The 21,966-nt window shown below is 38.6% G+C and carries 20 protein-coding genes; 1 reads left to right on the top strand and 19 read right to left on the bottom strand.

All coding sequences use genetic code 11. From position 1 onward, the window contains the following. Position 1 precedes the first annotated feature (1 nt). The 16 genes from HMPREF2984_RS08865 to HMPREF2984_RS08785 form a co-directional block, all read right to left on the bottom strand. A complete protein-coding gene (locus HMPREF2984_RS08865) occupies positions 2 to 1,087 on the bottom strand; it encodes a TFIIB-type zinc ribbon-containing protein (RefSeq protein WP_059220544.1) in 1,086 nt (361 codons plus the stop codon). A gap of 49 nt (positions 1,088 to 1,136) precedes the next feature. Continuing rightward, complete coding sequence (locus HMPREF2984_RS08860; protein WP_070671170.1) at positions 1,137 to 2,471, bottom strand: SPFH domain-containing protein; 1,335 nt, start codon at positions 2,469 to 2,471, stop codon at positions 1,137 to 1,139. A 452-nt stretch (positions 2,472 to 2,923) separates the two neighbouring features. Further along, entirely contained in the window at positions 2,924 to 5,542 is a 2,619-nt protein-coding gene (gene alaS / locus HMPREF2984_RS08855; RefSeq protein ID WP_070671168.1) for an alanine--tRNA ligase, read from the bottom strand. Positions 5,543 to 5,596: 54 nt separating this feature from the next. Further along, positions 5,597 to 6,166: an LURP-one-related/scramblase family protein gene (locus HMPREF2984_RS08850; RefSeq protein WP_180363947.1), complete on the bottom strand. Its 570-nt coding sequence runs from the start codon at positions 6,164 to 6,166 to the stop codon at positions 5,597 to 5,599. 137 nt (positions 6,167 to 6,303) lie between these two features. Then, on the bottom strand, positions 6,304 to 7,242 hold the full coding sequence (prsA, locus tag HMPREF2984_RS08840; RefSeq protein WP_070671163.1) for a peptidylprolyl isomerase PrsA: 939 nt from the start codon (positions 7,240 to 7,242) through the stop codon (positions 6,304 to 6,306). Between the two features lie 106 nt (positions 7,243 to 7,348). Further along, positions 7,349 to 8,032: an O-methyltransferase gene (locus HMPREF2984_RS08835; RefSeq protein ID WP_070671162.1), complete on the bottom strand. Its 684-nt coding sequence runs from the start codon at positions 8,030 to 8,032 to the stop codon at positions 7,349 to 7,351. A gap of 1 nt (position 8,033) precedes the next feature. Further along, positions 8,034 to 9,836, bottom strand: coding sequence for an oligoendopeptidase F (pepF, locus tag HMPREF2984_RS08830; protein ID WP_070671160.1), 1,803 nt, complete (start codon positions 9,834 to 9,836; stop codon positions 8,034 to 8,036). After that, a complete protein-coding gene (locus HMPREF2984_RS08825; protein ID WP_070671158.1) occupies positions 9,788 to 10,819 on the bottom strand; it encodes a competence protein CoiA in 1,032 nt (343 codons plus the stop codon). Before HMPREF2984_RS08825 ends, pepF begins: the two co-directional genes overlap by 49 nt. A gap of 88 nt (positions 10,820 to 10,907) precedes the next feature. Then, on the bottom strand, positions 10,908 to 12,251 hold the full coding sequence (gene celB / locus HMPREF2984_RS08820) for a PTS cellobiose transporter subunit IIC (protein ID WP_070671155.1): 1,344 nt from the start codon (positions 12,249 to 12,251) through the stop codon (positions 10,908 to 10,910). Positions 12,252 to 12,290: 39 nt separating this feature from the next. Continuing rightward, a complete protein-coding gene (locus tag HMPREF2984_RS08815) occupies positions 12,291 to 12,797 on the bottom strand; it encodes a hypothetical protein (RefSeq protein ID WP_070671153.1) in 507 nt (168 codons plus the stop codon). A 23-nt stretch (positions 12,798 to 12,820) separates the two neighbouring features. Further along, positions 12,821 to 13,138 carry a PTS cellobiose transporter subunit IIA gene (locus HMPREF2984_RS08810; protein ID WP_003040460.1) on the bottom strand — a complete coding sequence of 106 codons (318 nt, stop codon included), beginning with the start codon at positions 13,136 to 13,138 and terminating at the stop codon, positions 12,821 to 12,823. A 12-nt stretch (positions 13,139 to 13,150) separates the two neighbouring features. Then, positions 13,151 to 15,142: a BglG family transcription antiterminator gene (locus HMPREF2984_RS08805; RefSeq protein WP_070671151.1), complete on the bottom strand. Its 1,992-nt coding sequence runs from the start codon at positions 15,140 to 15,142 to the stop codon at positions 13,151 to 13,153. A 60-nt stretch (positions 15,143 to 15,202) separates the two neighbouring features. After that, entirely contained in the window at positions 15,203 to 15,517 is a 315-nt protein-coding gene (locus tag HMPREF2984_RS08800; protein WP_049513735.1) for a PTS cellobiose transporter subunit IIB, read from the bottom strand. Between the two features lie 114 nt (positions 15,518 to 15,631). Beyond that, a complete protein-coding gene (locus HMPREF2984_RS08795; protein ID WP_070671149.1) occupies positions 15,632 to 15,871 on the bottom strand; it encodes a SemiSWEET transporter in 240 nt (79 codons plus the stop codon). Between the two features lie 67 nt (positions 15,872 to 15,938). Further along, entirely contained in the window at positions 15,939 to 16,178 is a 240-nt protein-coding gene (locus HMPREF2984_RS08790; protein WP_003040324.1) for a hypothetical protein, read from the bottom strand. A gap of 13 nt (positions 16,179 to 16,191) precedes the next feature. Further along, a complete protein-coding gene (locus HMPREF2984_RS08785) occupies positions 16,192 to 17,628 on the bottom strand; it encodes a 6-phospho-beta-glucosidase (RefSeq protein ID WP_070671147.1) in 1,437 nt (478 codons plus the stop codon). 150 nt (positions 17,629 to 17,778) lie between these two features. Between HMPREF2984_RS08785 and HMPREF2984_RS08780 the strand changes: the two genes are divergently transcribed. Further along, positions 17,779 to 18,192 carry a hypothetical protein gene (locus HMPREF2984_RS08780; protein ID WP_180363946.1) on the top strand — a complete coding sequence of 138 codons (414 nt, stop codon included), beginning with the start codon at positions 17,779 to 17,781 and terminating at the stop codon, positions 18,190 to 18,192. A 251-nt stretch (positions 18,193 to 18,443) separates the two neighbouring features. Here HMPREF2984_RS08780 and HMPREF2984_RS08775 read toward each other — a convergent pair whose 3' ends face one another. From HMPREF2984_RS08775 to HMPREF2984_RS08765, 3 genes are all read right to left on the bottom strand, one after another. Continuing rightward, positions 18,444 to 19,613: an MFS transporter gene (locus HMPREF2984_RS08775; RefSeq protein ID WP_070671143.1), complete on the bottom strand. Its 1,170-nt coding sequence runs from the start codon at positions 19,611 to 19,613 to the stop codon at positions 18,444 to 18,446. A gap of 76 nt (positions 19,614 to 19,689) precedes the next feature. Continuing rightward, positions 19,690 to 21,063, bottom strand: coding sequence for a DUF1958 domain-containing protein (locus tag HMPREF2984_RS08770; RefSeq protein WP_059220530.1), 1,374 nt, complete (start codon positions 21,061 to 21,063; stop codon positions 19,690 to 19,692). Between the two features lie 116 nt (positions 21,064 to 21,179). Continuing rightward, positions 21,180 to 21,887, bottom strand: a complete 708-nt coding sequence (locus HMPREF2984_RS08765) for a glucosamine-6-phosphate deaminase (RefSeq protein ID WP_070671141.1) — start codon at positions 21,885 to 21,887, stop codon at positions 21,180 to 21,182. Positions 21,888 to 21,966 lie beyond the last annotated feature (79 nt).

The raw sequence follows: 21,966 nt of genomic DNA, 5'->3' as shown, positions 1-21,966 counted from the left end.
CTTACAGTAAGTGAATCATCCATACAGCCGCATAACTAACTAAACTTGCCGCCACGCCCAGTCCAATTAGCCAACGTCTATAAGCTTGCTTGTCTAAGGGCAAATCTCCGACGAATTTACCAGTCTGACCATTCATCGCAAAGACAAACTTTTTGCCCTTCCAAGTCGTATTTAAGAGCCAAACTGGATAGAGAACATACTTAGTTGAACCATTTATCAAGCGAATATTCGAAGATTCTGGGGTAACAGTAGAAAACCCCGTAACTGTGTCTTCAAAGGCTTCCTCCGTGCTTTGCTTGACACGGTTGTTAGCATGAGTAATGCTCTCCTCGGCTCCGACATCATATTTATCTGCTAGGTATCCTGCTAGGTAAGCTGTCTGAAAATCAACAGCTTCTGAAAAATCAAAGGGTTCAATGGATTCCATTAATTGATCATCCAATTTACTTGAACCGTCTACTGGGATATGTTCAAACGCTAACTGACCGGAACGAATAACTGAAAAATAGCTTGTTTCGGTATAGTCATACTCACTATCACTCCATGTTCTAATCCTGCTTGCTTTATAATGAACATCCGCATCTGCTTCTGTGTCAAAAAGCCAGAATGGAACATAAACCCCCTTTACTTCATCAATATGATTTTGGTCTTTAAAAACTTTTGGCAAGAGACGTTTCCCCATGAGATGCTTATTCAGACTCGCCTTTGCTGCCTTTTTATCTAATTTGAATGGAATCACATAATCTGGCTTTAAATCACCAGCAAAACGTCCCATCATAACGACAGGATTATCGCAGAATGGACAGGAAGTGGCTGCTGTTGACTCGTCAGCAACAATTTCACCACCACAAGATTTACAGACATAAACTGACAGTTGATCAATCTCGCCTGTATCCCATTCACCACCAGCTTGCGTACTCCAAGTCATATTTTCATCGGTCTGGGTTTTTAATTGTTCATCCAATTCCTTCAAACTTGACATATCCAATTCGGAATCACAATAAGGACACTTCATTTTCTGAATTGAACTATTAAATTCAAGAGCACCACCACAATTTGGACATTTATATTCTTGTAAATCAGCCATGATGATCTCCTTTCTACTGTCATCGAACTATGAGATAGTTAGAAAAGTTTTAAACAAGGTCATTTTCATCAAAGATATTGCCACATTCAGGGCAGAATTTAGGTGGATTATAAGCATCTTCTGGTTGCCAGCCACAATTGCTGCAACGGTATTGACGGCGGGTTTCTGGTTTCGGTTGACCACAGTTTGAACAGAATTTACCATTATTGATAGTCCCACAAGTACAAGTCCAGCTGTCACTCACAGGTTTTGGTGAACCGCATTCAGGACAGAATTTACCTGAAGCTTCATGTCCATTTGGACAAGTCCATTTATCCGTAGTAGTTTGGGTTTGAGAGGCTGCACTCGCTGTTTGCGTTTGCTGACTAGCGGCCTGCTCTTGTCCCATCGCAAAAAGATTTTGAGCATTCATACCGCCTGCGCCCGCTGCCATTCCTACTCCCATAAAGCCAGTCATCGCACCACCTGGATTTTCAGCCGCTGCTTTCATAGCATCTGCCTGCGCACCAACTAAGGTAGCCGCTGCCATGGTTGGATCCTTCATAATAGCCACACGTTGAGCCTGCTTAATCATTTCAGCATCTTCGTCTGGAAGAGTTACTGAACCAAGAGCTACACTAATGACTTTCAAGCCACGCAGTTCTCCCCATTTGCTAGAGAGCGCTTCATTCATGGCATTTTCAAGTTCTGTATTGTGGCTAACGATTTGATTTGGTCGCAATTCTAAATCAGACAATGCAGCGAATGCTGGTTGAAGAGCACTGATAAATTCTGTTTTCAGTTGTGATTCTAACTCTTCACGCAAATATTCTTTTTCCACATTGCCACAGACATTGGTATAGAAAAGAAGTGGGTCTGCAATCTTATAAGAATAAACACCAGAGCAACGGACAGAAACATCTACATCTAAGCCGATTTTTGAATCCACCACACGAAATGGAATTGGGTTTGGTGTGCCAAACTTATTATCAATCAGCTCTTTTGTATTGAAATAGTAAACACGTTGATCTTTGCCTGTATCACCACCATAAGTGAAACGTTTTCCAATTTGTTTAAAAGTTTCCTTAATGGAATTGCCTAAATTACCTGTAAAAATACTAGGCTCGCTAGACGTGTCATAAGTGAATTGACCAGGCTCGGCACAGACTTCAACAATTTTTCCCTGCTCGACAATCATCATACACTGACCGTCTGCAACAGCAATTCCAGAACCATTCGAAATAATGTTGTCGCTGCCCTTCGTATTAGATGAACGTCCAGATACTTGCTTTTGTCCTTTGACCACCATGACAGACTTGTCCATGGCATCACAGTAAAAGAATTCTTTCCATTGATCAGCCAATACGCCGCCTACGGCACCAATTCCTGCTTTAATGAGTCCCATAAGAATCTCCTTTCTCTCTTTAAAAAACATGTTTCCTCTACCTTAAACTGTACTACTAAACGACATCATCTCCTTTGTCATAAATTTGTGAATTTTTACAAAAAATCATACGCTAACTAGCAATATCTGTCTTTTTATCGCAACACGATTAGCTGTATGAAAGCGCTTTATCTTCAAAACCATTTTACCATATTTTTATAAAATTGTAACTATCAAAAATATAAGTGAATCGTAAGGAAATTGGAATAACTATCTTTTTCAGTCAAAAAATCTTTATAAAACACCACAACCTAATCGTACAAATAAAAAAACGAATAATTCCGATGTTCTGACTAACAGAATATCGAAACTGTTCGTTTTTTGTATGATTTTTATGCAACTCTCTTAGAATTCATTTTTTGAAATCCTTGTAGAGCCAAGCACAGATCTATCTCGCTTAAAGTAATATGACATTACAATTTTTCAGGAACAGCTGCAAGTAATTCTTGAATAGCTGCTTGGTTGCTTCCTCCAGCCATAGCCATATCTGGTTTACCACCACCACGACCATTTACGATTGGAGCAAGTTCCTTGATTAAATTGCCAGCGTGAATATCTTTTGTCTTGCTAGCCACAAGGACATTCACTTTTTCACCAATAGCTGCCACAAGGACAAGAACATCTGAATAGTCTTTTTGTTTCCAAGTGTCTGCAAAAGTGCGTAGAGCACCTGCATCAGACACAGAAACTTGGCTGGCAATAAAGCTGTGTCCATTAGCTTCCTGAACATTCTTGAAGACTTCACCTGAAGCAGCGGCTGCTGCTTTTTCTTTCAGTTCAGCATTTTCTTTTTGCAATTGACGAAGTTGTTCTTGCAAAGCCTCAACTTTACGCGAAACTTCTTTCATTTGCGGAACTTTCAAAGTTGTTGCGATATCTTTCAAAGCATCTTCTTCTTCACGGTAAGCTTCAAACGCTTCTTTGCTCGTCACGGCGAGGATACGACGAGTTCCTGAGCCAATTCCTTCTTCCTTGACAATCTTGAAAAGACCAATTTCAGAAGTATTCTTCATGTGAGTACCACCACACAGCTCAATAGAATAATCTCCAATTGTCACCACACGAACTTCTTTGCCATATTTTTCACCGAAGAGAGCCATTGCTCCCATTTCTTTAGCCGTATCAATGTCTGTTTCAATCGTTTTGATGTCAATGGCTTCCCAGATTTTTTCATTGACTTCTTGCTCAATGCGACGTAGTTCTTCTGCTGTAACTGCTTGGAAATGAGTGAAGTCAAAGCGAAGAAATTCTACTTCATTAAGAGAGCCTGCTTGCGTTGCGTGTTTACCTAAAACATTGTGAAGAGCCGCATGAAGTAAGTGTGTCGCTGTGTGATTTTTCATAACACGGTGACGACGATTGTGGTCAATTTCAAGCTTATATTCTTGGTTTAGCGTGAGTGGTGCTACCACTTCTACCGTATGGAGCGGTTGTCCATTTGGGGCTTTTTGAACATCTACAACTTGGGCAATGAGTTGACCTTCAGAGTCAAAAATGTGTCCATGGTCTGCCACTTGTCCCCCCATTTCAGCATAAAATGGTGTCTCTGAAAAAACAAGGTAAGCCTTCCCAGTTGAAACTTCTTCAACTTCTTCGTCAGCTGCCACAATCGCAACCAACTTCGCAGATAAAGCCTCTTTTTCATAGTTAAAGTGGCTTTCAGCTGTAATGTTTTGCAAGGTTTCATTTTGCATGCCCATAGAGCCACCTTTAACAACACTAGCCCGTGCGCGTTCTTGCTGCTCTTTCATAGCAACTTCAAAGCCTTCGCGGTCTACTGTCATACCAGCTTCTTCAGCAATTTCTTCGGTCAATTCTACTGGGAAACCATAGGTGTCGTACAGTTTAAAGACATCCGTTCCTGAAATAACAGACTGTCCTTTTGCCTTTAACTCTTCTACAATGCTTTGTGCAAAGTGTTGACCTGAATGAAGCGTGCGAGCAAAGGATTCTTCTTCACTTTTGATGATTTTTTCGATAAAATCTTGCTTTTCAAGCACTTCTGGATAATAGCTTTCCATAATCTTTCCAACAGTTGGAACGAGTTTATAAAGGAAAGGCTCATTGATCCCTAATTTTTGACCATGCATCGAAGCACGACGGAGCAAACGACGCAGAACATAGCCCCGTCCTTCATTTCCTGGAAGAGCACCATCCCCAATAGCAAACGACAACGAACGGATATGGTCTGCAATGACCTTGAAGCTCATATTATCTCCGTCTGGATTATAATTCTTACCGGATAATTTTTCTACTTCGCGGATAATTGGCATAAAGAGGTCTGTTTCAAAATTTGTTTTTGCCCCTTGGATGACAGCCACTAAACGCTCTAAGCCTGCACCCGTATCAATATTTTTGTGAGGCAACTCCTTGTATTCACTTCGTGGAACAGCTGGATCAGCATTGAATTGAGACAAAACAATATTCCAAATTTCAATGTAACGATCATTTTCAATATCTTCTGCAAGTAAACGAAGTCCTTGATGTTCAGGATCAAATGCTTCCCCGCGGTCAAAGAAGATTTCTGTATCGGGCCCAGAAGGTCCTGCACCAATTTCCCAGAAATTGTCCTCAATTGGAATCAAATGACTTGGATCGACACCAACTGAAATCCAACAATTGTAAGAATCATGATCGTCCGGATAATAAGTCATATAGAGCTTATCTTTCGGGAAATCAAACCATTCAGGGCTAGTTAAAAGTTCAAAGGCCCACTCAATTGCTTCATCACGGAAATAATCACCAATAGAAAAATTTCCTAACATTTCAAACATGGTATGGTGCCGCGCTGTTTTTCCGACATTTTCAATATCGTTCGTCCGAATCGCTTTCTGCGCATTGGTAATCCGTGGATTTTCTGGAATAATAGTCCCATCAAAATACTTCTTTAACGTTGCAACCCCAGAATTAATCCACAGCAAGGTCGGGTCATTGACTGGTACTAGACTAACAGACGGTTCGACAGCATGACCTTTTGAAGCCCAAAAATCTAGCCACATTTGGCGTACTTGAGCACTTGATAATTGTTTCATTTTCTTCTCCTTAAAACATTTCTCTAACTGATTTTTCTATTGCCCATGTGAGTTTTAAGAACTACTTTCAAAAGCTTCTACATAGTCAATAGCCACACACAATGAAATCACTAAATCCGCGTAGGCATCTTCATAAACCACAACTTGATAAGTGGACATCAGGTGCAAGAGCTCTTTTGAAATCTCTGCAATCACTTGCCCCTGCGCATCCAGCAGACGAAATTCCAAATCCCAGATATTCCCTTCGATGCGCAGACCTAAGTTATCAAATTCATATTTATCTCGTAAAAAAGTAAGCTTTTTACGGATATAAAAACTCGAACCATTGCGCAATTGAATTTCAAATTGAGGTAAGAAGGTTAGCACAGTCTTTTGAATTTGGCTGACTACTTCACCCTTGTCATCATAAATCGTAAAGGTTTTGGGAATTTTTAAAAAGCTCCCCTCCACTTGATACTCAATGTTTCCACGATCGTCTTTGATGTCAAACTTCTCACCACCAAAGCGAAATTTTTGTTTTACAAGATAGGTCTTCATGACGATTCCTCGCAAAAAGACAAGTCCACTAGACGAAGGGCGAAAAACCGCGGTACCACCTTCATTCAATGAACTTGTCATTCTCATTATGTATGCAATTTTTTCTCTGAGTAGCATGATTTTAGCTCTCACATGGCTTGCAGCACCGCCAATTCTCTGGGCTAAGAGATCAAAAATCAATTCTCAATAGATTTATTATACTCGCTTATGAGCATTTCGTCAACTTATTTTGATGAAGATGACGAGTTAGATGTTGATTTGTTATCTGACTTAACATATTGTGAGAATAGACTTTGGAAAGCTTGATCTTTCACTTTAATATTGGCTGCTTGTAATTCTTTGGCAACAATTTTTTGGATAAAGGTTTGATCATTTTGCTTTTGTGTCAAGATAACATTTTTCAGTTGTTTCTTGTAGTCTTTCCAATTCGCTGATTTTTCAGACTTACTATTTAGTTTCACAATATAATAACTTGAAGAATAAGTTGATGATTTAACGGTGATAACATCCGAAATACCGTTTGCTTCAAGGGCAAAAGCCGCTTTTTTAACAGCATCTGGGATATCTGTCGAAGCTGAGTCAAACTTCACTTCCCCACCCTTATCTTTGGTCTTGGTATCCGTAGAATTTTCCTTAGCAATTTGTCCGAAATCAGCACCTTCAGCTTTGGCTTTCTCCAGCACTTCCTTTGCCTTGTCTTGACTGTCAACTTTGATGATTTGAGCAGTCACTTCTGGTGTATAAGATTCGTATGCTTTTTTATAATTTGCATCTGTCAATTCTTTTTCAGCTGCTTTTTTGACAGCATATTCGACCAATTTATTGGTTCTGATTTGTTCACGATAAGTATCTTCCGTCAATCCTGCTCTTGCCAATACTTGTTGGAAAGCAGTTCCGTAAGTGCTCTTACTCTTATTGAACGTTTCATTGACTTCTTTTTCTGTAACATGTTTACCATAGCTCTTTTCAAAAACTTCTTGAATGGTCATATTGAGAAGTACTTGTTGAGCGGCTGCATTATTTTTCACTTTGTTATAGAAATCATTGACAGTGATTGTATTTCCTTTCATTGTGATAATATCTTTACCACCAGCTTGCGAGCACGCCGCTAATGTTACAACTGACAAAAGCGTAATAGCTCCTGCTAGAATTTTTTTCTTCATTATGAAAACTCCTTTTTTTAATTCACTTTCTTATTGTACCATAAAATAGATTTAATATCTTAAATTTTCCTAAAAACTTTGAAAGTTTAGGAAAATATTAAGAATCTCATTCTTTTCTAATCATTAGAATGCCGTCACCAAGAGGCAACAAAGTTGCAGTCAAGTCAGGTTGATCTAGTGTTTTATCAAATAATTGGTGCAACCCTCGATAAATCGTTCGTTGACCTCGACGCACTTCCTTAATGTCTTTCACTATATCACCACCCTGAAAAACATCATCTATGATGATAATCCCTCCTGAAGCAAGGCGCTTCAGAACTTCCGGCAGAAAGACAACGTATTTGGACTTAGCAGAGTCCATAAAGACAAAGTCATAGCAATCTTTCAAACTAGGAAGAATATCCATTGCGTCACCTTCCAGCAATGTAATTTGCTTGCGCTTATCAAACTTAGCAAAGTTCGCTTTAGCAAGAGCAATCATTTCTGGATTGCGATCAATCGTTGTAATTTGAGCCTGCGGTGCATGTTCTGCTATTAAAAGAGCTGAAAAGCCAATGGCTGTTCCAATTTCCAAAATCTTTTCTGGCTGTAAAGTTTCTAATAGAAAACGAAAATAGGCAACTGTTTCATGAGGAATAATGGGAATATTTTCTGCATGAGCAAAAGTTTCGAGCTCTTTTAAAGAGCCCGAAACTTGTTTTTGCCGTGTCCGCATAAAATCGACGATTTCTTTTTTGACAACGGGACGACGCATATTGTGATTAGCATTTTTACTATAGGATTTGACCATTTTATGCCAGTCCTAACTTTTCTACGAGTGCTTCAAATTCATCAAGACGACGCTCAAAGACTGCAAAGGCAGCATTGAGATAGTCTTCTTTTTCCATATCTACACCAGCTTTTTTAATGACATTTAGCGGATAATCAGAATTTCCTGCTTTCAAGTAGTTGAGATACTTCTCTTTATCTTCTTGCGTTCCGTTAACAATCTTATCAGCTAAGGCAGAAGCAGCTGAGAAACCGGTTGAGTATTGGAAAACATAGTAATCATAGTAGAAATGCGGAATCCGTGCCCATTCGTATTGAATTTGTGGGTTGTCCTCTTTCGTCAAACCATAATATTTTTCATTCAAATCTGCGTACAAATCATTCAAAAATTCACTCGTCAAGACTTGACCTTCTTGGTCAGCTTTGTGAATGGCATGTTCAAACTCGGCAAATTGAGTTTGGCGGAAAACAGTTCCACGGAAACCGTCCAAGAAATGATTCAGAATCGCAAAGCGGGTTTGATCGTCATCTACTTCTTCCAATAATTTCTCCGTAAGGATATTTTCGTTGGTCGTAGAAGCAATCTCAGCTAAGAAAATAGAATAATCTCCGTAAACGTACGGCTGATTTTCACGAGTGTAGCTGGAATGCATGCTGTGACCTGTTTCATGAACCAACGTGAAAAGATTGTCCAACGTATCTTGCCAGTTGAGTAACATAAAAGCATTGGTATCGTAAGAACCACCAGAATAAGCCCCAGAACGCTTGCCTTGGTTTTCATAAACATCAATCCAACGATCTGAAAAGGCTTCTTTTACTCGACCTAGATAATCTTCTCCAAGGATAGCTAAGACTTCTTCTGCTTTCGTCAAGGCTTTCTTATAAGTAAATTTATAATCTGCTTCTGATAATGGTGTGTAGAGGTCGTACATTTTCAAATCAGAAAGACCTAAAATCTTTGCACGTAGCGCAATATAGCGATGTAAGAGTGGCAAATGTTTGTTGACCGCAGACACTAAGCTATCATAAACACTTTCTGGAATAAAGTTAGCAGACAAAGCAGCTTCACGCGCAGAAGAAAAATTACGAACTTTGGCATTGTAATTATGAACTTTAACATTCGTTTGGAGTGTCTTAGCATAAGTGTGTTGGTATTGCTCATAGACGCTGTAAAGCGCTTCATAAGCTTCCTTGCGGACTGTACGATTTTTCGACTCCACTAGACTGATGTAATTTCCGTGCGTCAATTGCACTTCATTTCCTTCTTCGTCGTGTACGGTTGGAAAGACAATATCGGCATTATCCAAGATTCCAAAAGTATCACCCGCAGCACTAAAAATTTCACTAGCTCCTGCCAACAATTCTTCCTCACGTTGAGAAAGGATGTGAGGTTTCTTTTGCAGTAGCTTATCAAAGAAATGCTGATAGATTTGCAATTCGGGCTTTTCAGCTAAGAAAGTCTGATATTGCTCGTCTGTGATTGCCATAAATTCTGGTTCATAGAAAGCAAATGCCTGTCCGAATTCACTATAAATAGCCATACCCTTGGCTTGGTATTCTTGATATTTTGCCACGCACGTATCTTGGTCATTTTTCATGTGAGCATAGGAATAGAGCTTTTCTATGCGACGCATTAAGTCCAATTGGATTTCTGTTGTTTTTAAAAGGCTATCAGCCGAATCCAAAAGATGACCTGCTAAGCTGCTGGCTTCTTTTAATTCTTTTGAAACTTGACTTAACTCTGCCTCAAAAGCTTCATCTGTTGGGAAAATCGTTGTTAGGTCCCAAGTGTATTTTTCTTCAATTTCATTTCTTTGTTTTGCCATAAAATTTCCTCCGTCCTTCCTATTCTATCATAAATATTGCCAAAAATCTTTGCATAAAAAGCTGGGGGATAGAGAATTTGGAGATTTTTATTTTTTTCTTTTTCATAATAAGCTGAAAATTGCTGATAATAAGGCGTGAGATCCTGAAAAATCTGGCAGAAAGTGCTGGAACGAACAGGTTGAACCTGCGGATAAAAGTCATTAGCTGTTTTGGTTAATAAATTATCACCCGCTTGGTACAATTCTGCTTGCAATTTCATCCATTTGGGCTGCTGATAGTAGAGCTGCTGACGCACATAACGGCAAATATTTTTATCTTCTTTTGCCAGAAAACTCGTCATCTCCTGCTTGCAGAATGGCTGAAGAAAGATGTCTAAAAGATTTCCTTTGCCAAAAGTAAAAATTTTTTCCTTATACTGCGCCTTGCCATGCAAATCTTCATGAATCAAGTATTTAAGCCTCAAAAGCTGTTTTTGTTCGTCCAATTCCCACAGATGAAAGCCCATATTTTGACTAAAATAGAGAAAATCCTTTTGTAAATTGGTCAAGGCATTTTTCAGCCAAAGTTTCTTTCCCAAGAGCCAAAGAACGCGATAGCCATACTGACGATAACTGTCCGTACGCTCTTTTAAGCGTTTTTGACTAAGCGAACTGCATTGAACTTCAAGTGCAATTTGTTTTTCAACTAACAAATCTGCGATTTGCTGCAATTCTGGTAAATAAGCTTCCACTTGAATCGCATGACTAGACTTTCTAGCCCAAGTAAACAAAGTAGCTTTCAGATTTAAGTGTTCTGCACTTTCATTTTCCGTAGAAAAATGGCAGTTTTTCAAGGAAATATGGGCAAAATGTGCTCGTATCACCTTGCCATTCTTAAATCGTACCGCTTCCTTGCAAACCGGACAGAGAAATCTATCTAGCGGATTTATCATATCTTCCACAGCATTTAGTAGTTTCCCATCTTCTTGACAAGCTATTAACATAGATTATTTTCTCCTTTTACTGAAATTATTCGCAAAAAAGAGAAACTTCCGAAAAAGTTTCTCAAATCTTTTATAAGGGGAAACAAATTTATTGAATCGCTTCAGCACTATTCATTTCTTCTTTGTACAACTTAGTATCATACATCTTAATAAATGGATACCAAATTACAAAGGCAGCCAGAGCACAGATAAGTGCAACTACAAAGGCACCAATATTACCACCTGAACCAACGTAAGCTCCAATACCAATAGGTGTTGGCCATGGTGTTTGGGCAATCGCTTTACCAGCTAGTCCAAGTTGAACAGACCAGTAACCAATGGAAGCAGAGACGATTGGAGCCAAAATAAACGGAATGGTTAACATTGGATTATACACAATTGGTAGACCAAAGATAAGGGGTTCGTTGATGTTGAAAATAGCTGGCCCCATTGAAGCTTTGCCCAGCATGCGCAGCTGATCTGATTTTGCACGGAAAGCGATGTAGAAGCAAAGCAGTAAAGTCGCACCAGAACCACCGATCGTTACATAAGAGTTGGTAAATTCACCTGCATAGGCAATGAATTTGCCGTCAACGTTTTGTGCCATATTAGCAAGCAAAATTGGATTAACCAGTCCCATAACGATATTCGCACCATGAATACCGACAATCCAAAGAGCATGAACCAATAAGTAAATCACAACAATACCTAGCCATGTGTTAGTGATATGACTAACAAAGGCAAACGGAATTGCAATAACTTTATAAATATCCGTACCAAATAGGATAAAGATACCGTTAATGACAAGTACTGCAAATGCAATGACAAATCCTGGAATGAGAGCTGTAAATGAACGAGCAACTCCTTCTGGAACAGCTTCGGGCATCTTGATGACCCAATTCTTCTTCACACAAAGGCGATATAGTTGTACAGCGAGAATGGACATCAGAATCGCAGTAAACATACCTGATGTAGACAGACGTGTCAAACTATCTCCGCCAACAGTCCAGCCACCAATTGTTGTTTTTCCTGTAACGGCTGAAATCACTCCTTTTGAATAAGTTAATTCAGGAATGGTCAAAAAGTAAGCAAATACCGCTAACAGACCACCATTTAGTGGATTGAGATTGAGCCCCTCTTCTTCGACATAAATTTTTGTGTATTCATATCCAATAACAACAGCAAAGTAGAGAGACAAAATCCCCATTGTACACTTATAAGCTAGCAAGTAGAGAGCTTGAATCTTATCAAATGAATTTGCCCACAAATCAACAATAAATTGAAGATTAAAGGCCTGCGGTATAACACTAAGAACCAAGAAGGCAGACCCTACGATTGTAAAGGGAATGCTGGCCATCCCGGCAGCAACAATAGCACGAACAGGACGCCAAGTAGAGACTTTCCCCATTGGTCCCATGAGGTACTTTTCTAGAAATTCAAACAATTTATTCATAATTTATCCTCCTATGATGTTTGAAATATGGTTTCTAAACTAACGTTGAACAGTTGCAATATATTCTTGAATGCGCTTATATTGCTTGTCTGTATGGTGATGAATTCGACTTAATTTTCTTAGCATGAGAATAGCTAAAAGTAGCCCCAATGAAAGTACAACAGTTAAAACGGTTACAGTGGTTGTACTAATCGAAAAAAATGGAAAGAGAAAATGATACTGTCCCGCAAAAACAAGCAGCAGTAGCAAAACATTTGCTAAGGCAGAAACATTGTAAAAGAACCGCGTTAATGTCGCTTCTTTTTGATGAACGGTGTACATTCGTGTTTGTTCCCACATTGCTAACGCTGCAAGAATCGTTAGCAACAAAGGCAACAGCAAAACTAAGCCAGCATTAGAAAGATACAACATGAGCATCCAATACAGATTGGCAAAGAAGAAAAAGGCTGTTACATAACGAACTGAAAAGTAGCGTGTATAGTACATATTTTTAATTGCTGTTTCTTTTCGTCTTGCTTCTAGTTCTTGTTTCTCTTTTTCAGTCATATCTACTCCTCCCACCTCTTCTTTTACTTTTCAACCTTCCGATAAAGGCTGAGCATTTCAAGTGCCACTTCACGCAGTGTCATAGTTGTCATCAAATGATCCTGAGCATGCACCATAATGATTTCAATTTTGATTTCTGTTCCACTTGCGTATTCTTGCAGCAAGTTTGTTTGTGCATGATGTGCTTCCAATAGCTCTGTATTGGCAGCTTCTAACTTTTCAGCCGCTTCATCATAGTGTCCTTCTCGCATATCAGCGAAAGCTTCGTGAACCGTTGTCCTTGCTGAACCACTGTGCAAGATAATTTCAAAAGCGGCCACCTGTAATTCTTCCTGATTCATAGACAATCTCCTTTACTTTATTTTTAAAAATAACTGTTTAAACTCTGCAAATGACTGACAATCCAAGATCTGTTTTTGCAAGTCAGGCTGCTCTAACAAATCCACAATCTTAGATGTCAACGTCGCCATTCCTTCATTCCCATAGATAGCTGGCGATGGAAGAAAGATGAGCCGAATATGAGGATTTTCTTCATTCCACTGAAGACCGTTTTTTACAATAGCGACACCGATTTTATGATGTTTAGCAATCGGTTTAATCGGATGCGGCACCGCGATTTGCTCTGAGAAAATAACCGAACTCATTTTTTCACGCTGCTCCATTAAATCCTGCATACAAGAAACAAAATCCTGCTCTTCACCTTGTCCCATTTGGATCAGTAACTCTTGTAAGATGACCTCTTTTGTCGCATCTTGAGTAAGAACAAAACAAGCGGAGGAGAAATAGTCATCAAAGATTTTTTCTTCATTTTGATCCACCATTACTGCTGTTTCTGGTATCAAAGAACTTTCTACAGGTTTCAGCTGAGCCATTTTATGTTTTATCTCTTTTAGCTCTTCTGAATTTAAAAAGATGCTGACTGTAAAAACAGGAACACTGAAGACCAGATTGGATAAATCAATAGATGAAATGATAAAATCAATATTTTTCAGACGTTCATCACTCAACTCATAATAGCCAATTACATCCACAATGTGGACTAAGTTACCCAGCTCATTATCAATGCGATTTTTCAGCATTTGCGCTGATCCGTAGCCCGTTGCACAAATCACCAAGATATTAAACTTTTGCTTTTCCTTTAACCGCTCCAAGGCAGCCATGAAATGCAGGGCGATGTAGGAAACTTCATCATCAGACAAGTTTTCCTTAGAAAAAATTGGCATGGCCTGCAAGAGCTCTCTTGTCATCGCTAAAACAGATGAATACTGCTGCTGAATGTCCTTTAAAAGAGGATTTTCCAGCACTACATGATTTTGCAAACGTACAAGTAAGGTAACTAAATGCGTGACAACTCCCTCAACTAACTGGAAGTCATGTTGAAATTGATAATCCTTGACATGCTCGACCTGCTCTAATGCTTCTAGTAACTGCCTGCGGATTTCTTGGTTTATATCCTTCTTTGCATATTGATTATCTTGGCAAGAAGCTTTAGAAATCAAGTGCAAGGTGATATAGTCCACTTCCTCCTTTGGAAATTCCAGTCCTGTCGCCAGATACACTCTATGTAAAATTTTCTCCGCAATTTTTCGCTCTACCAGATAATTTTCTTGATTCCAATTTTCAATTTGATTGATTTGAAAACCTTCTGCAATTCGTTTAAAAGAAAGAGCGATGTGAATCACCAAGTTTTGAATGACAAAATCTGATAACTTTAAGTATCCTTCGCGACATTCATCTAGCACAATAATCGTCAATTCTTCTAAACTGATTTGCTGACCAGGAACTTCAATCGTGATGTAATTATGCAAACTTTGAAAGAAATTATCACGGAAAAAATAATCCATGATAAATCGACGCTTGTTGCGCTCACTTCCCTTTACATAAACACCTCGATTAGCTTTACTTTCGATTTGTAAGTCATACTTTGCCAAGTCTTTTCTGATTTTCTTAAAATCCGCTGACAAAGTTGACCGACTGACAAATAATTCTTCTGCCAAGTTGTCAAAATAAAGCTTCTCTTGCTCAAAAAGCAATTTGTTTAAAATGTAATTGTAACGATCTTCTATATTTTCAGTCTTAGCAGCATTTACCTCGGTCAATAGTTCAGCCTGTATAAAATCTTGACAAAGGGCTTTATCTTGCAGTTCTAATTTATAGCCATAACCTTGCTTAGCAATAATTTTCCAGCCTGTTTCATGAGGATTCCAGTCCATCAAGGATTTCAGATAAGTTCTTATCGTACGATCAGAGCAAGACAGCTGACTGGCTAACTCCTTACTCGTCATATAGTGATTTTTGTTCTCCAATAAGGATTGCAGAATCAATTTTTCTTTCTGATGTAGCAATACAGTTCTCCTTCCACATCTGTCTGTAAGAACTATTTTATCCTTTTTTGCGCTGAAACTTTAAATCTTTTCCAAGATGAGATTTGCCATTTTTTCAATTCCCATTGGAATTGGAATATAAGCTTGTGGTGGAATTTGTACAATAGGCTTTCCAACCTTTGCACCTGCTTCTTCAAATTGTTTAAAATACATCTTTGTTTGCGGGCTGATGAGATAGAGGTCATATTCGGCAGCAGCAATCGCTTTGCCGCCTTCTGTCGCACTAACAGCATCTACTTCAATATCATGCCCCTTCCCCTTTAAAAATTCCGTTGTTTTCTTTGCCATCAAAGAAGATGACATACCTGCTGCACAGATAATCAATGCTTTAGCCATAAGATTTTCTCCTTATAAATAAAATTTATTTTATAAACTCATTATAGATGAAAACGATTACAATATCCATCTCATTTTTTTCCGTAGTGAAACGGAAAAATTTCCCTTTTGCTTTTACTTGTATTTCAGTTTATAGTAGAGAATAGTCCCTGATAAAACCAAAGACACGCTATTTGCCATAATCAAAGGCAAATCGTCAATCACCAAACCATGGAACAGCCACAAAGCAATTCCAACAACCTGCATCAGATACATGCCAAGCGCAATAGACTCTGTATCCTTGGTTTTAATGACTTTTATTACCTGCGGTAAAAAAGCAAAAGTAGTTAATATCGCTGCTATACTTCCAATCATATATGTTCCCCTTTCATAAAAACGAGGCTAGGAAAATCTAACCTCGCTCTTTTATTATCTACGCAGTCTAAAAAAGATTTGTCAGCCCTGGAAATTTGGATAAAACCAGAACATCTTTCTTTTCCAAACCGTAAGCAGACATTATCAACTCTTGAATCTTCACATCATTGATGTCACTGTCTACGACAAAACCGTCTGCATTTTTCAACTTAATGGTTAAATGCTGGGTGATAGCTGGATTGGCAGCCAAGTCTGGCACAGCGACTCCTTTAGAAAATTTGATGACATAGGTTATTCTTTTACTCATGATAATCTCCGATTTAGTCTACTGCTGCTCCATTTGAAGCTATCACTTCCTTATACCAAGCAAAAGATTTCTTAGGCGAACGCTCATAGGTTCCATTTCCCTCATCGTCCTTGTCTACATAGATGAAACCGTAACGTTTGCGCATTTCACCGGTACCTGCAGACACCAAGTCGATACAGCCCCAAGGTGTATAACCCATGAGGTCAACCCCGTCTTCTACCACAGCCTTTTTCATTTCCCGTATATGGGCGCCCAAATAGTCAATCCGGTAATCATCATGCACCATACCGTCTGCTTCCACTTTGTCAATGGCACCAAAACCATTTTCTACGATAAAGAGCGGCAGGTGATAATGATCGGTGAACCAGTTGAGAGCACAGCGCAGACCTTCTGGGTCAATCTGCCAGTCCCATTCTGAAGCCTGAACATAAGTATTCTTGACCAGGTCCTCGGTTTCCACATAGTCAAAGTAGGGATTGTTTTCCCGGTGGGAATCAATGGCAAAGGACATATAGTAGCTAAAGCCGATGTAATCAACAGTTCCAGCCAGCAAATCTTCCTGATCCTGCTCGGTAAAATCAACCTTTATACCTTTTCTTTCCCAATATTTAAGAATATGTTCTGGATAGAGACCGAAAACATGGACATCTGCAAAATAATAACGCTTTTGCATGGCTTTCATAGCCATGAGGACATCCTTAGGATTGCAAGTAGCTGGATAAATCGGACACATGGCAATCATACAGCCAATTTGGAAGTCGGGATTGATTTCATGACCGATTTTAACTGCTCGTGCAGAAGCCACCAATTCGTAGTGAGCTGCCTGATACATGATGGCCTCCCGGTCATCTCCTTCTTTGTAGACAATCCCGGAATTGGTGAAAGGAGCAAAATCTTCTTGGTAGTTGGCTTGATTGTTGATTTCATTGAAGGTCATCCAGTATTTGACCTTGTCCTTATAGCGCTTGAAGACGACTTCTGCAAAGCGGACGAAGAAATCAATAACCTTGCGGTTCTTCCAACCACCATACTCGGTTACCAAATGATAAGGCATTTCAAAGTGAGATAGAGTAATGACCGGTTCAATCCCATATTTGAGGCATTCATCAAAAAGATCATCGTAGAACTGCAGACCGGCTTCGTTGGGCTCTTCTTCGTCTCCCTTAGGAAAAATCCGCGTCCAAGCGATAGAAGTTCGGAAGCACTTGAAGCCCATTTCTGCAAAGAGAGCAATGTCCCCCTTATAACGATGATAAAAATCAATTGCTTCATGATTTGGGTAATATTTGCCCGGCAACACTCCTGCCGTAATTTCACGCGGAACCCCGTGGCGAGCTGCTGTCATCACATCAGCCACACTAATGCCCTTGCCACCTTCTTGCCAACCACCTTCCAGTTGATGAGCTGCAACTGCTCCGCCCCAGAGAAATCCGTCTTTAAATGTTGACATGTCTAAAATCCTCCTGATTTTGATATTTTTATTATACTCCTAAGAAAACGCTTTTAAAATTCATATTTTTGCCACAGCAATGCGGAAAAATGATAGAAATAGATTCAAAGTTTGTGAAAGTGCCTGCTTTTCTACTCATTTATTTCTATAATGAAGAAAAAGAATATAAAATCTACATCATGTTTCTCTATCCAAGAAAGGGCGTCTCATTCAGCTATGATTACAAATTTCTTCAATGTTTACAAAAAATCTTTGAGTTATATACCTATTATTGCTATAACTTGTTCGATAATAGCCTTTTTAGTATACTTTTTGCCCATTGATTCACGCCCGCTTTCTCTCTCCCTCTTTACTTTTCCTTTTAGCTTACCTCTTTTCTTTCAGAAAAAGAAAGTTTCTACTTTTATCTTTGCTGGTTTTATAGACGGTGTTTTAAAAACAGGACTTTTTCTACTTGGTATTAAGCCTTTTAATATTGCACTTTCATTTTTAGCCGTTTATGGATGTATCAGCCTGATTGCCTGTGTGTGCCTCTTTCTATTTAGGAAAAAAACAAAAGAGTAAAACAGAACTAAAATTTGAAAATTTTTAATTCTGTCTCACCCGTAAAGTTACTTAATAATCTCTTAGACTGTCAAAGTGGGGAATGACGCAAACGACGTTTTTGTCAAAAGTGCTTTTTCGAGCTTAAAAAGCAAACAACGTTAAGACTTGCTTCATGAGCCTTATCCGGCAACTAATTTGTCATTGCTTTATTATACAATATGCCATGAAGCTGGAGACTTTCGTCCCAGCTTTTTTACACGTCTCTTGCTTTAGCCAAATAAGTTTTGATTCTTTCGCTCTGGAATTTTTAAAAACGCTACAAGAATAATAACAGCAATCATAACACCAGCTAAGAAAAAGCTCATCATTTCATAGCCAGACTGGTCTATCAAATCGCCTGCAATATTTTGAATAAGAATGGTTCCCAAATTTCGGGCTGTTTGAACAAGTGCAATGGCTGTCACCAGATATTTCTCATCTACTAAGTTAGCAACAATCTTCAGGGTCACCATAATCAGCAACATGCCTGTGGCGTGCTTGGACATCAAAGTCAAGAGAATCTTGGAGGTAAGCCCCAAATCCAACCCATAAATTACATACTGTAAAAGCAAAATTCCCAAAGGAATGTAGAGCAATTTTTTAATTGGAATCTTATCCATAAAAAGATAAGAAAAGAAAATTAAGGGCGACTCACAAATCACAGAAATAGCTACCACAGTTGTTGCCATATTGACACTTAAACCGCTGTGCTCTAACATAGAAGGAATATAAGTATGCCCTGTATTTCCCACTCCAGAATAGAGCGCTACAATAACGAGGTAAAACAAATATGTTTTATTTTTAAAAATCTGTCCAATATAGGAATCATTTTTCGTTTGTTTAGTCTTTTTGCGAGGTTGATCGTGTTTCGGATCAATCCCTAGTACTCCAAAAATGCTCACACACATCATGCCGATAAACACAATGAAAATCGCTTGAGGAGAGATGAATTTATAAATCAAGCCTGCCAATTGCGAACCCATTGCATAACCAAAAGTGCCCCAGATACGGATTTTCCCATAAGTATAAGGACTTTGAGCCGCCAGCACATCCATAACAGGGTTGACACCATTTACCAACATTAAAACAACACTATACCAAATCGTCAGCAGTAAAAGATTATTGGCTTGCATAAAAAAGATTGCCCCCAAAATAATCAGAAGGAAACTATAAATGGTTACTCTTTTAATGCCAATCATATCATTTAAAACACCCATAATAGGCTGCACAATCATAGAAGAAAAGAACGAAGCAGAAACAACAAATGAAACTTGACTAGCTGAGTACCCCTTATCCAACATATAAACAGAAATTAAAGTTGAAAACAATGAGTACGATAAAAAATAAAAATTATACATTAAAAAATAAGCGAAATAGCTATTCTGAAATTTCCTAAACATGATTTTCCTTCTCCCTAAAAAGGTGACAAAGCCCGATTGGATAAATCAATCGAGCTTTCTATTCTGCAATGAGTGATTAACGTTTCTGACGACGAGATAGTTGTGTATCGTTAGTTGTACGCTGTTTTCTTCTTTGCTTACGTTTTGTTGCTTCAAAAACGACAATGAGCAAAAGAATGAGCAACGGAACTGCGACCAGAATGTGATAATCTAAAAAGAATCGCTTCAAACTTTTTCCACTAGACTTTGCTGTTGCAGTTTTTACAGTTGACTTAGCTGTACTGTTCTTAGTTGTTCTTCCTTTTTCTGTAACATGTTCTCCGTTTGAAATGAGCGAAGAAAGTTGTTCCAAACCATTCTCGTTTTTCAATACTCCATTTTCCACAACCGTTTTTGCTGCAGTTCCTTTTTTCACTGTGGCATAGAAATCTTTTGATAATTTATAGGTTTTTCCATTGATTTTTCGCTCACCAGCATTAAAAACTTTTTTATATTCATAATCAGCATAGGCTTTTTCGATCAAAGCATTCCCAAATGGGTGACGATAATATTCTCCATCTTGATCAGCCCAATTTCCAACTCCCATGACAACACTAATCAAACGCTGATTACCTCGTTTAATCGTTGCGATGTAATTAAAGGCTCCTCGTGGACTTGACCCTGTCTTTAAACCTTCGACGCCTTCAATGCCATATTTGGCACCGGGAAGTGAGTAATTATAGGTTTCAAAGGTTTCTTCATACGGCGTTCCCTTTTTCACCGTTACGACTGGTTTATTGGTGTAATTTAAAATATTTGGATAATTCTTGACGAAATGGTATCCTAAAATGGCTAAATCGCGCGCTGTTGTCTGATTAGCTGCGTTGTTATCATACCGTTGTGGAGTATACAAGCCTTTGAAAGAAACAGCTGCAGCTCCGCTAGCATTGAACCATTTTGTATTGGTCATACCCAATTCTTTTGCCTTGGCATTCATCATATCCAAAAATGTATCTGGATCATTGTTAGATAAATAATTGGCTAACATGACAGTTGTCGCATTTGAAGATGGAACAGCTGTCATCGTAATCAATTCAGAAACAGTATAATCTACTCCTGCCACAATTTTATTGTTGGAAATTTCGTAAATTTTGGCAATTGCTTCATCACGTGGTGTTGCTTTGATAACTGTATTTTCGCTCAACTTTCCTTGCTGAATTGCTTCAAAAACTAAATACAAGGTCATCAATTTGCTCATACTGGCAGGATCACGAACTTCATCAATATTGTCTTGCCAAAGAATGTTTCCCGTATTAGCATCTACAATCAAGGACGATTTAGGTCGATTGATTGGATTGATCTTCTCGTTTGGATACATTTTTTGTGCCATATCAACCAACTCATCTGCGCGAGCAGCAGTTACTCCCACATACAACACAAAAAGACAAATAATAGCTAACAGCTTTTTCACTAGAATCCTCCTAAGTTTTCACTTATCTTCTAGTATAACACACTTTATTCATAAGATAACGAACTTTTTCCAAAATGTCAAAAAACCTACCTAAAAATTAGATAGGAAATAGATGCTTATTTTTTCAAAATGCTTAAAGCTTCTTTATCTGCGATAATGACAACATCTTCATGTTTTTGAAGGACGCTTCCTGGTAGTTCTTCTGTAATCGGTCCTTCCACGGTTCCTGCAATCGCTTTTGCTTTTGAAGCACCATAAGCAAATAAAATAATGGACTTTGCATTGAGAATATTTTGAATGCCCATTGAGTAAGCTTGAGTTGGCACATCTTCTATCTTGTCAAAGAAACGAGCATTGGCTTCAATGGTTGATTGCTCCAAATCCACTACATGAACCGTGCTATCAAAGCTCGTCCCTGGTTCATTAAACCCAATGTGACCATTTGTGCCAATTCCTAAAATTTGCAAATCAACAGGATTCTCTGCCAGAACGTGATTGTAGCGTTTGATTTCTGCTTCCGCATTTTCTGCAACACCATTTGGCAAGAAGCTTTCCTTAAATGGTTTTTTATCAAACAAATGCTCCTGCATGAAATAGCGATATGACTGAGGATTTTCTACACTTAGCCCGATGTACTCGTCCAAATTCACACTTGTTAAATCTGTCAAGTCAAGATTACTTTCAACAATTTGCTCGTAAAAACTTAAAGGACTGCTCCCCGTCGCTAAACCTAACGTTTTAGCTCCTGTCGCTAATTTTTCTTTTAATAATTCAAAAGCTACTCTACCACCGTCTACTTGATTTTCCACTTGAATAATTCTCATCGCTAAACTCCTTTTCCTTATTTAATTACATTATATGGTATAGACCAATTTTTGTCAAGAGAATTTATTCCTTTTTAAA

The organism is Streptococcus sp. HMSC066E07 (assembly GCF_001814695.1).
Classification (GTDB): Bacteria; Bacillota; Bacilli; order Lactobacillales; family Streptococcaceae; genus Streptococcus; species Streptococcus hominis.
This window is presented reverse-complemented; position numbering and strand designations above follow the sequence as displayed.

Excerpts from the sequence above, each read along its gene's own strand:
- prsA (WP_070671163.1), bottom strand. The coding sequence starts at position 7,242 with ATGAAGAAAAAAATTCTAGCAGGAGCTATTACGCTTTTGTCAGTTGTA.
- HMPREF2984_RS08790 (WP_003040324.1), bottom strand. The coding sequence starts at position 16,178 with ATGAGTAAAAGAATAACCTATGTCATCAAATTTTCTAAAGGAGTCGCT.
- HMPREF2984_RS08810 (WP_003040460.1), bottom strand. The coding sequence starts at position 13,138 with ATGAATCAGGAAGAATTACAGGTGGCCGCTTTTGAAATTATCTTGCAC.
- HMPREF2984_RS08765 (WP_070671141.1), bottom strand. The coding sequence starts at position 21,887 with ATGAGAATTATTCAAGTGGAAAATCAAGTAGACGGTGGTAGAGTAGCT.
- celB (WP_070671155.1), bottom strand. The coding sequence starts at position 12,251 with ATGAATAAATTGTTTGAATTTCTAGAAAAGTACCTCATGGGACCAATG.
- HMPREF2984_RS08865 (WP_059220544.1), bottom strand. The coding sequence starts at position 1,087 with ATGGCTGATTTACAAGAATATAAATGTCCAAATTGTGGTGGTGCTCTT.
- HMPREF2984_RS08850 (WP_180363947.1), bottom strand. The coding sequence starts at position 6,166 with ATGAGAATGACAAGTTCATTGAATGAAGGTGGTACCGCGGTTTTTCGC.
- HMPREF2984_RS08815 (WP_070671153.1), bottom strand. The coding sequence starts at position 12,797 with ATGACTGAAAAAGAGAAACAAGAACTAGAAGCAAGACGAAAAGAAACA.
- HMPREF2984_RS08775 (WP_070671143.1), bottom strand. The coding sequence starts at position 19,613 with ATGTTTAGGAAATTTCAGAATAGCTATTTCGCTTATTTTTTAATGTAT.
- alaS (WP_070671168.1), bottom strand. The coding sequence starts at position 5,542 with ATGAAACAATTATCAAGTGCTCAAGTACGCCAAATGTGGCTAGATTTT.
- HMPREF2984_RS08780 (WP_180363946.1), top strand. The coding sequence starts at position 17,779 with ATGAAGAAAAAGAATATAAAATCTACATCATGTTTCTCTATCCAAGAA.
- HMPREF2984_RS08795 (WP_070671149.1), bottom strand. The coding sequence starts at position 15,871 with ATGATTGGAAGTATAGCAGCGATATTAACTACTTTTGCTTTTTTACCG.
- HMPREF2984_RS08835 (WP_070671162.1), bottom strand. The coding sequence starts at position 8,032 with ATGGTCAAATCCTATAGTAAAAATGCTAATCACAATATGCGTCGTCCC.
- HMPREF2984_RS08825 (WP_070671158.1), bottom strand. The coding sequence starts at position 10,819 with ATGTTAATAGCTTGTCAAGAAGATGGGAAACTACTAAATGCTGTGGAA.
- HMPREF2984_RS08785 (WP_070671147.1), bottom strand. The coding sequence starts at position 17,628 with ATGTCAACATTTAAAGACGGATTTCTCTGGGGCGGAGCAGTTGCAGCT.
- pepF (WP_070671160.1), bottom strand. The coding sequence starts at position 9,836 with ATGGCAAAACAAAGAAATGAAATTGAAGAAAAATACACTTGGGACCTA.
- HMPREF2984_RS08860 (WP_070671170.1), bottom strand. The coding sequence starts at position 2,471 with ATGGGACTCATTAAAGCAGGAATTGGTGCCGTAGGCGGCGTATTGGCT.
- HMPREF2984_RS08800 (WP_049513735.1), bottom strand. The coding sequence starts at position 15,517 with ATGGCTAAAGCATTGATTATCTGTGCAGCAGGTATGTCATCTTCTTTG.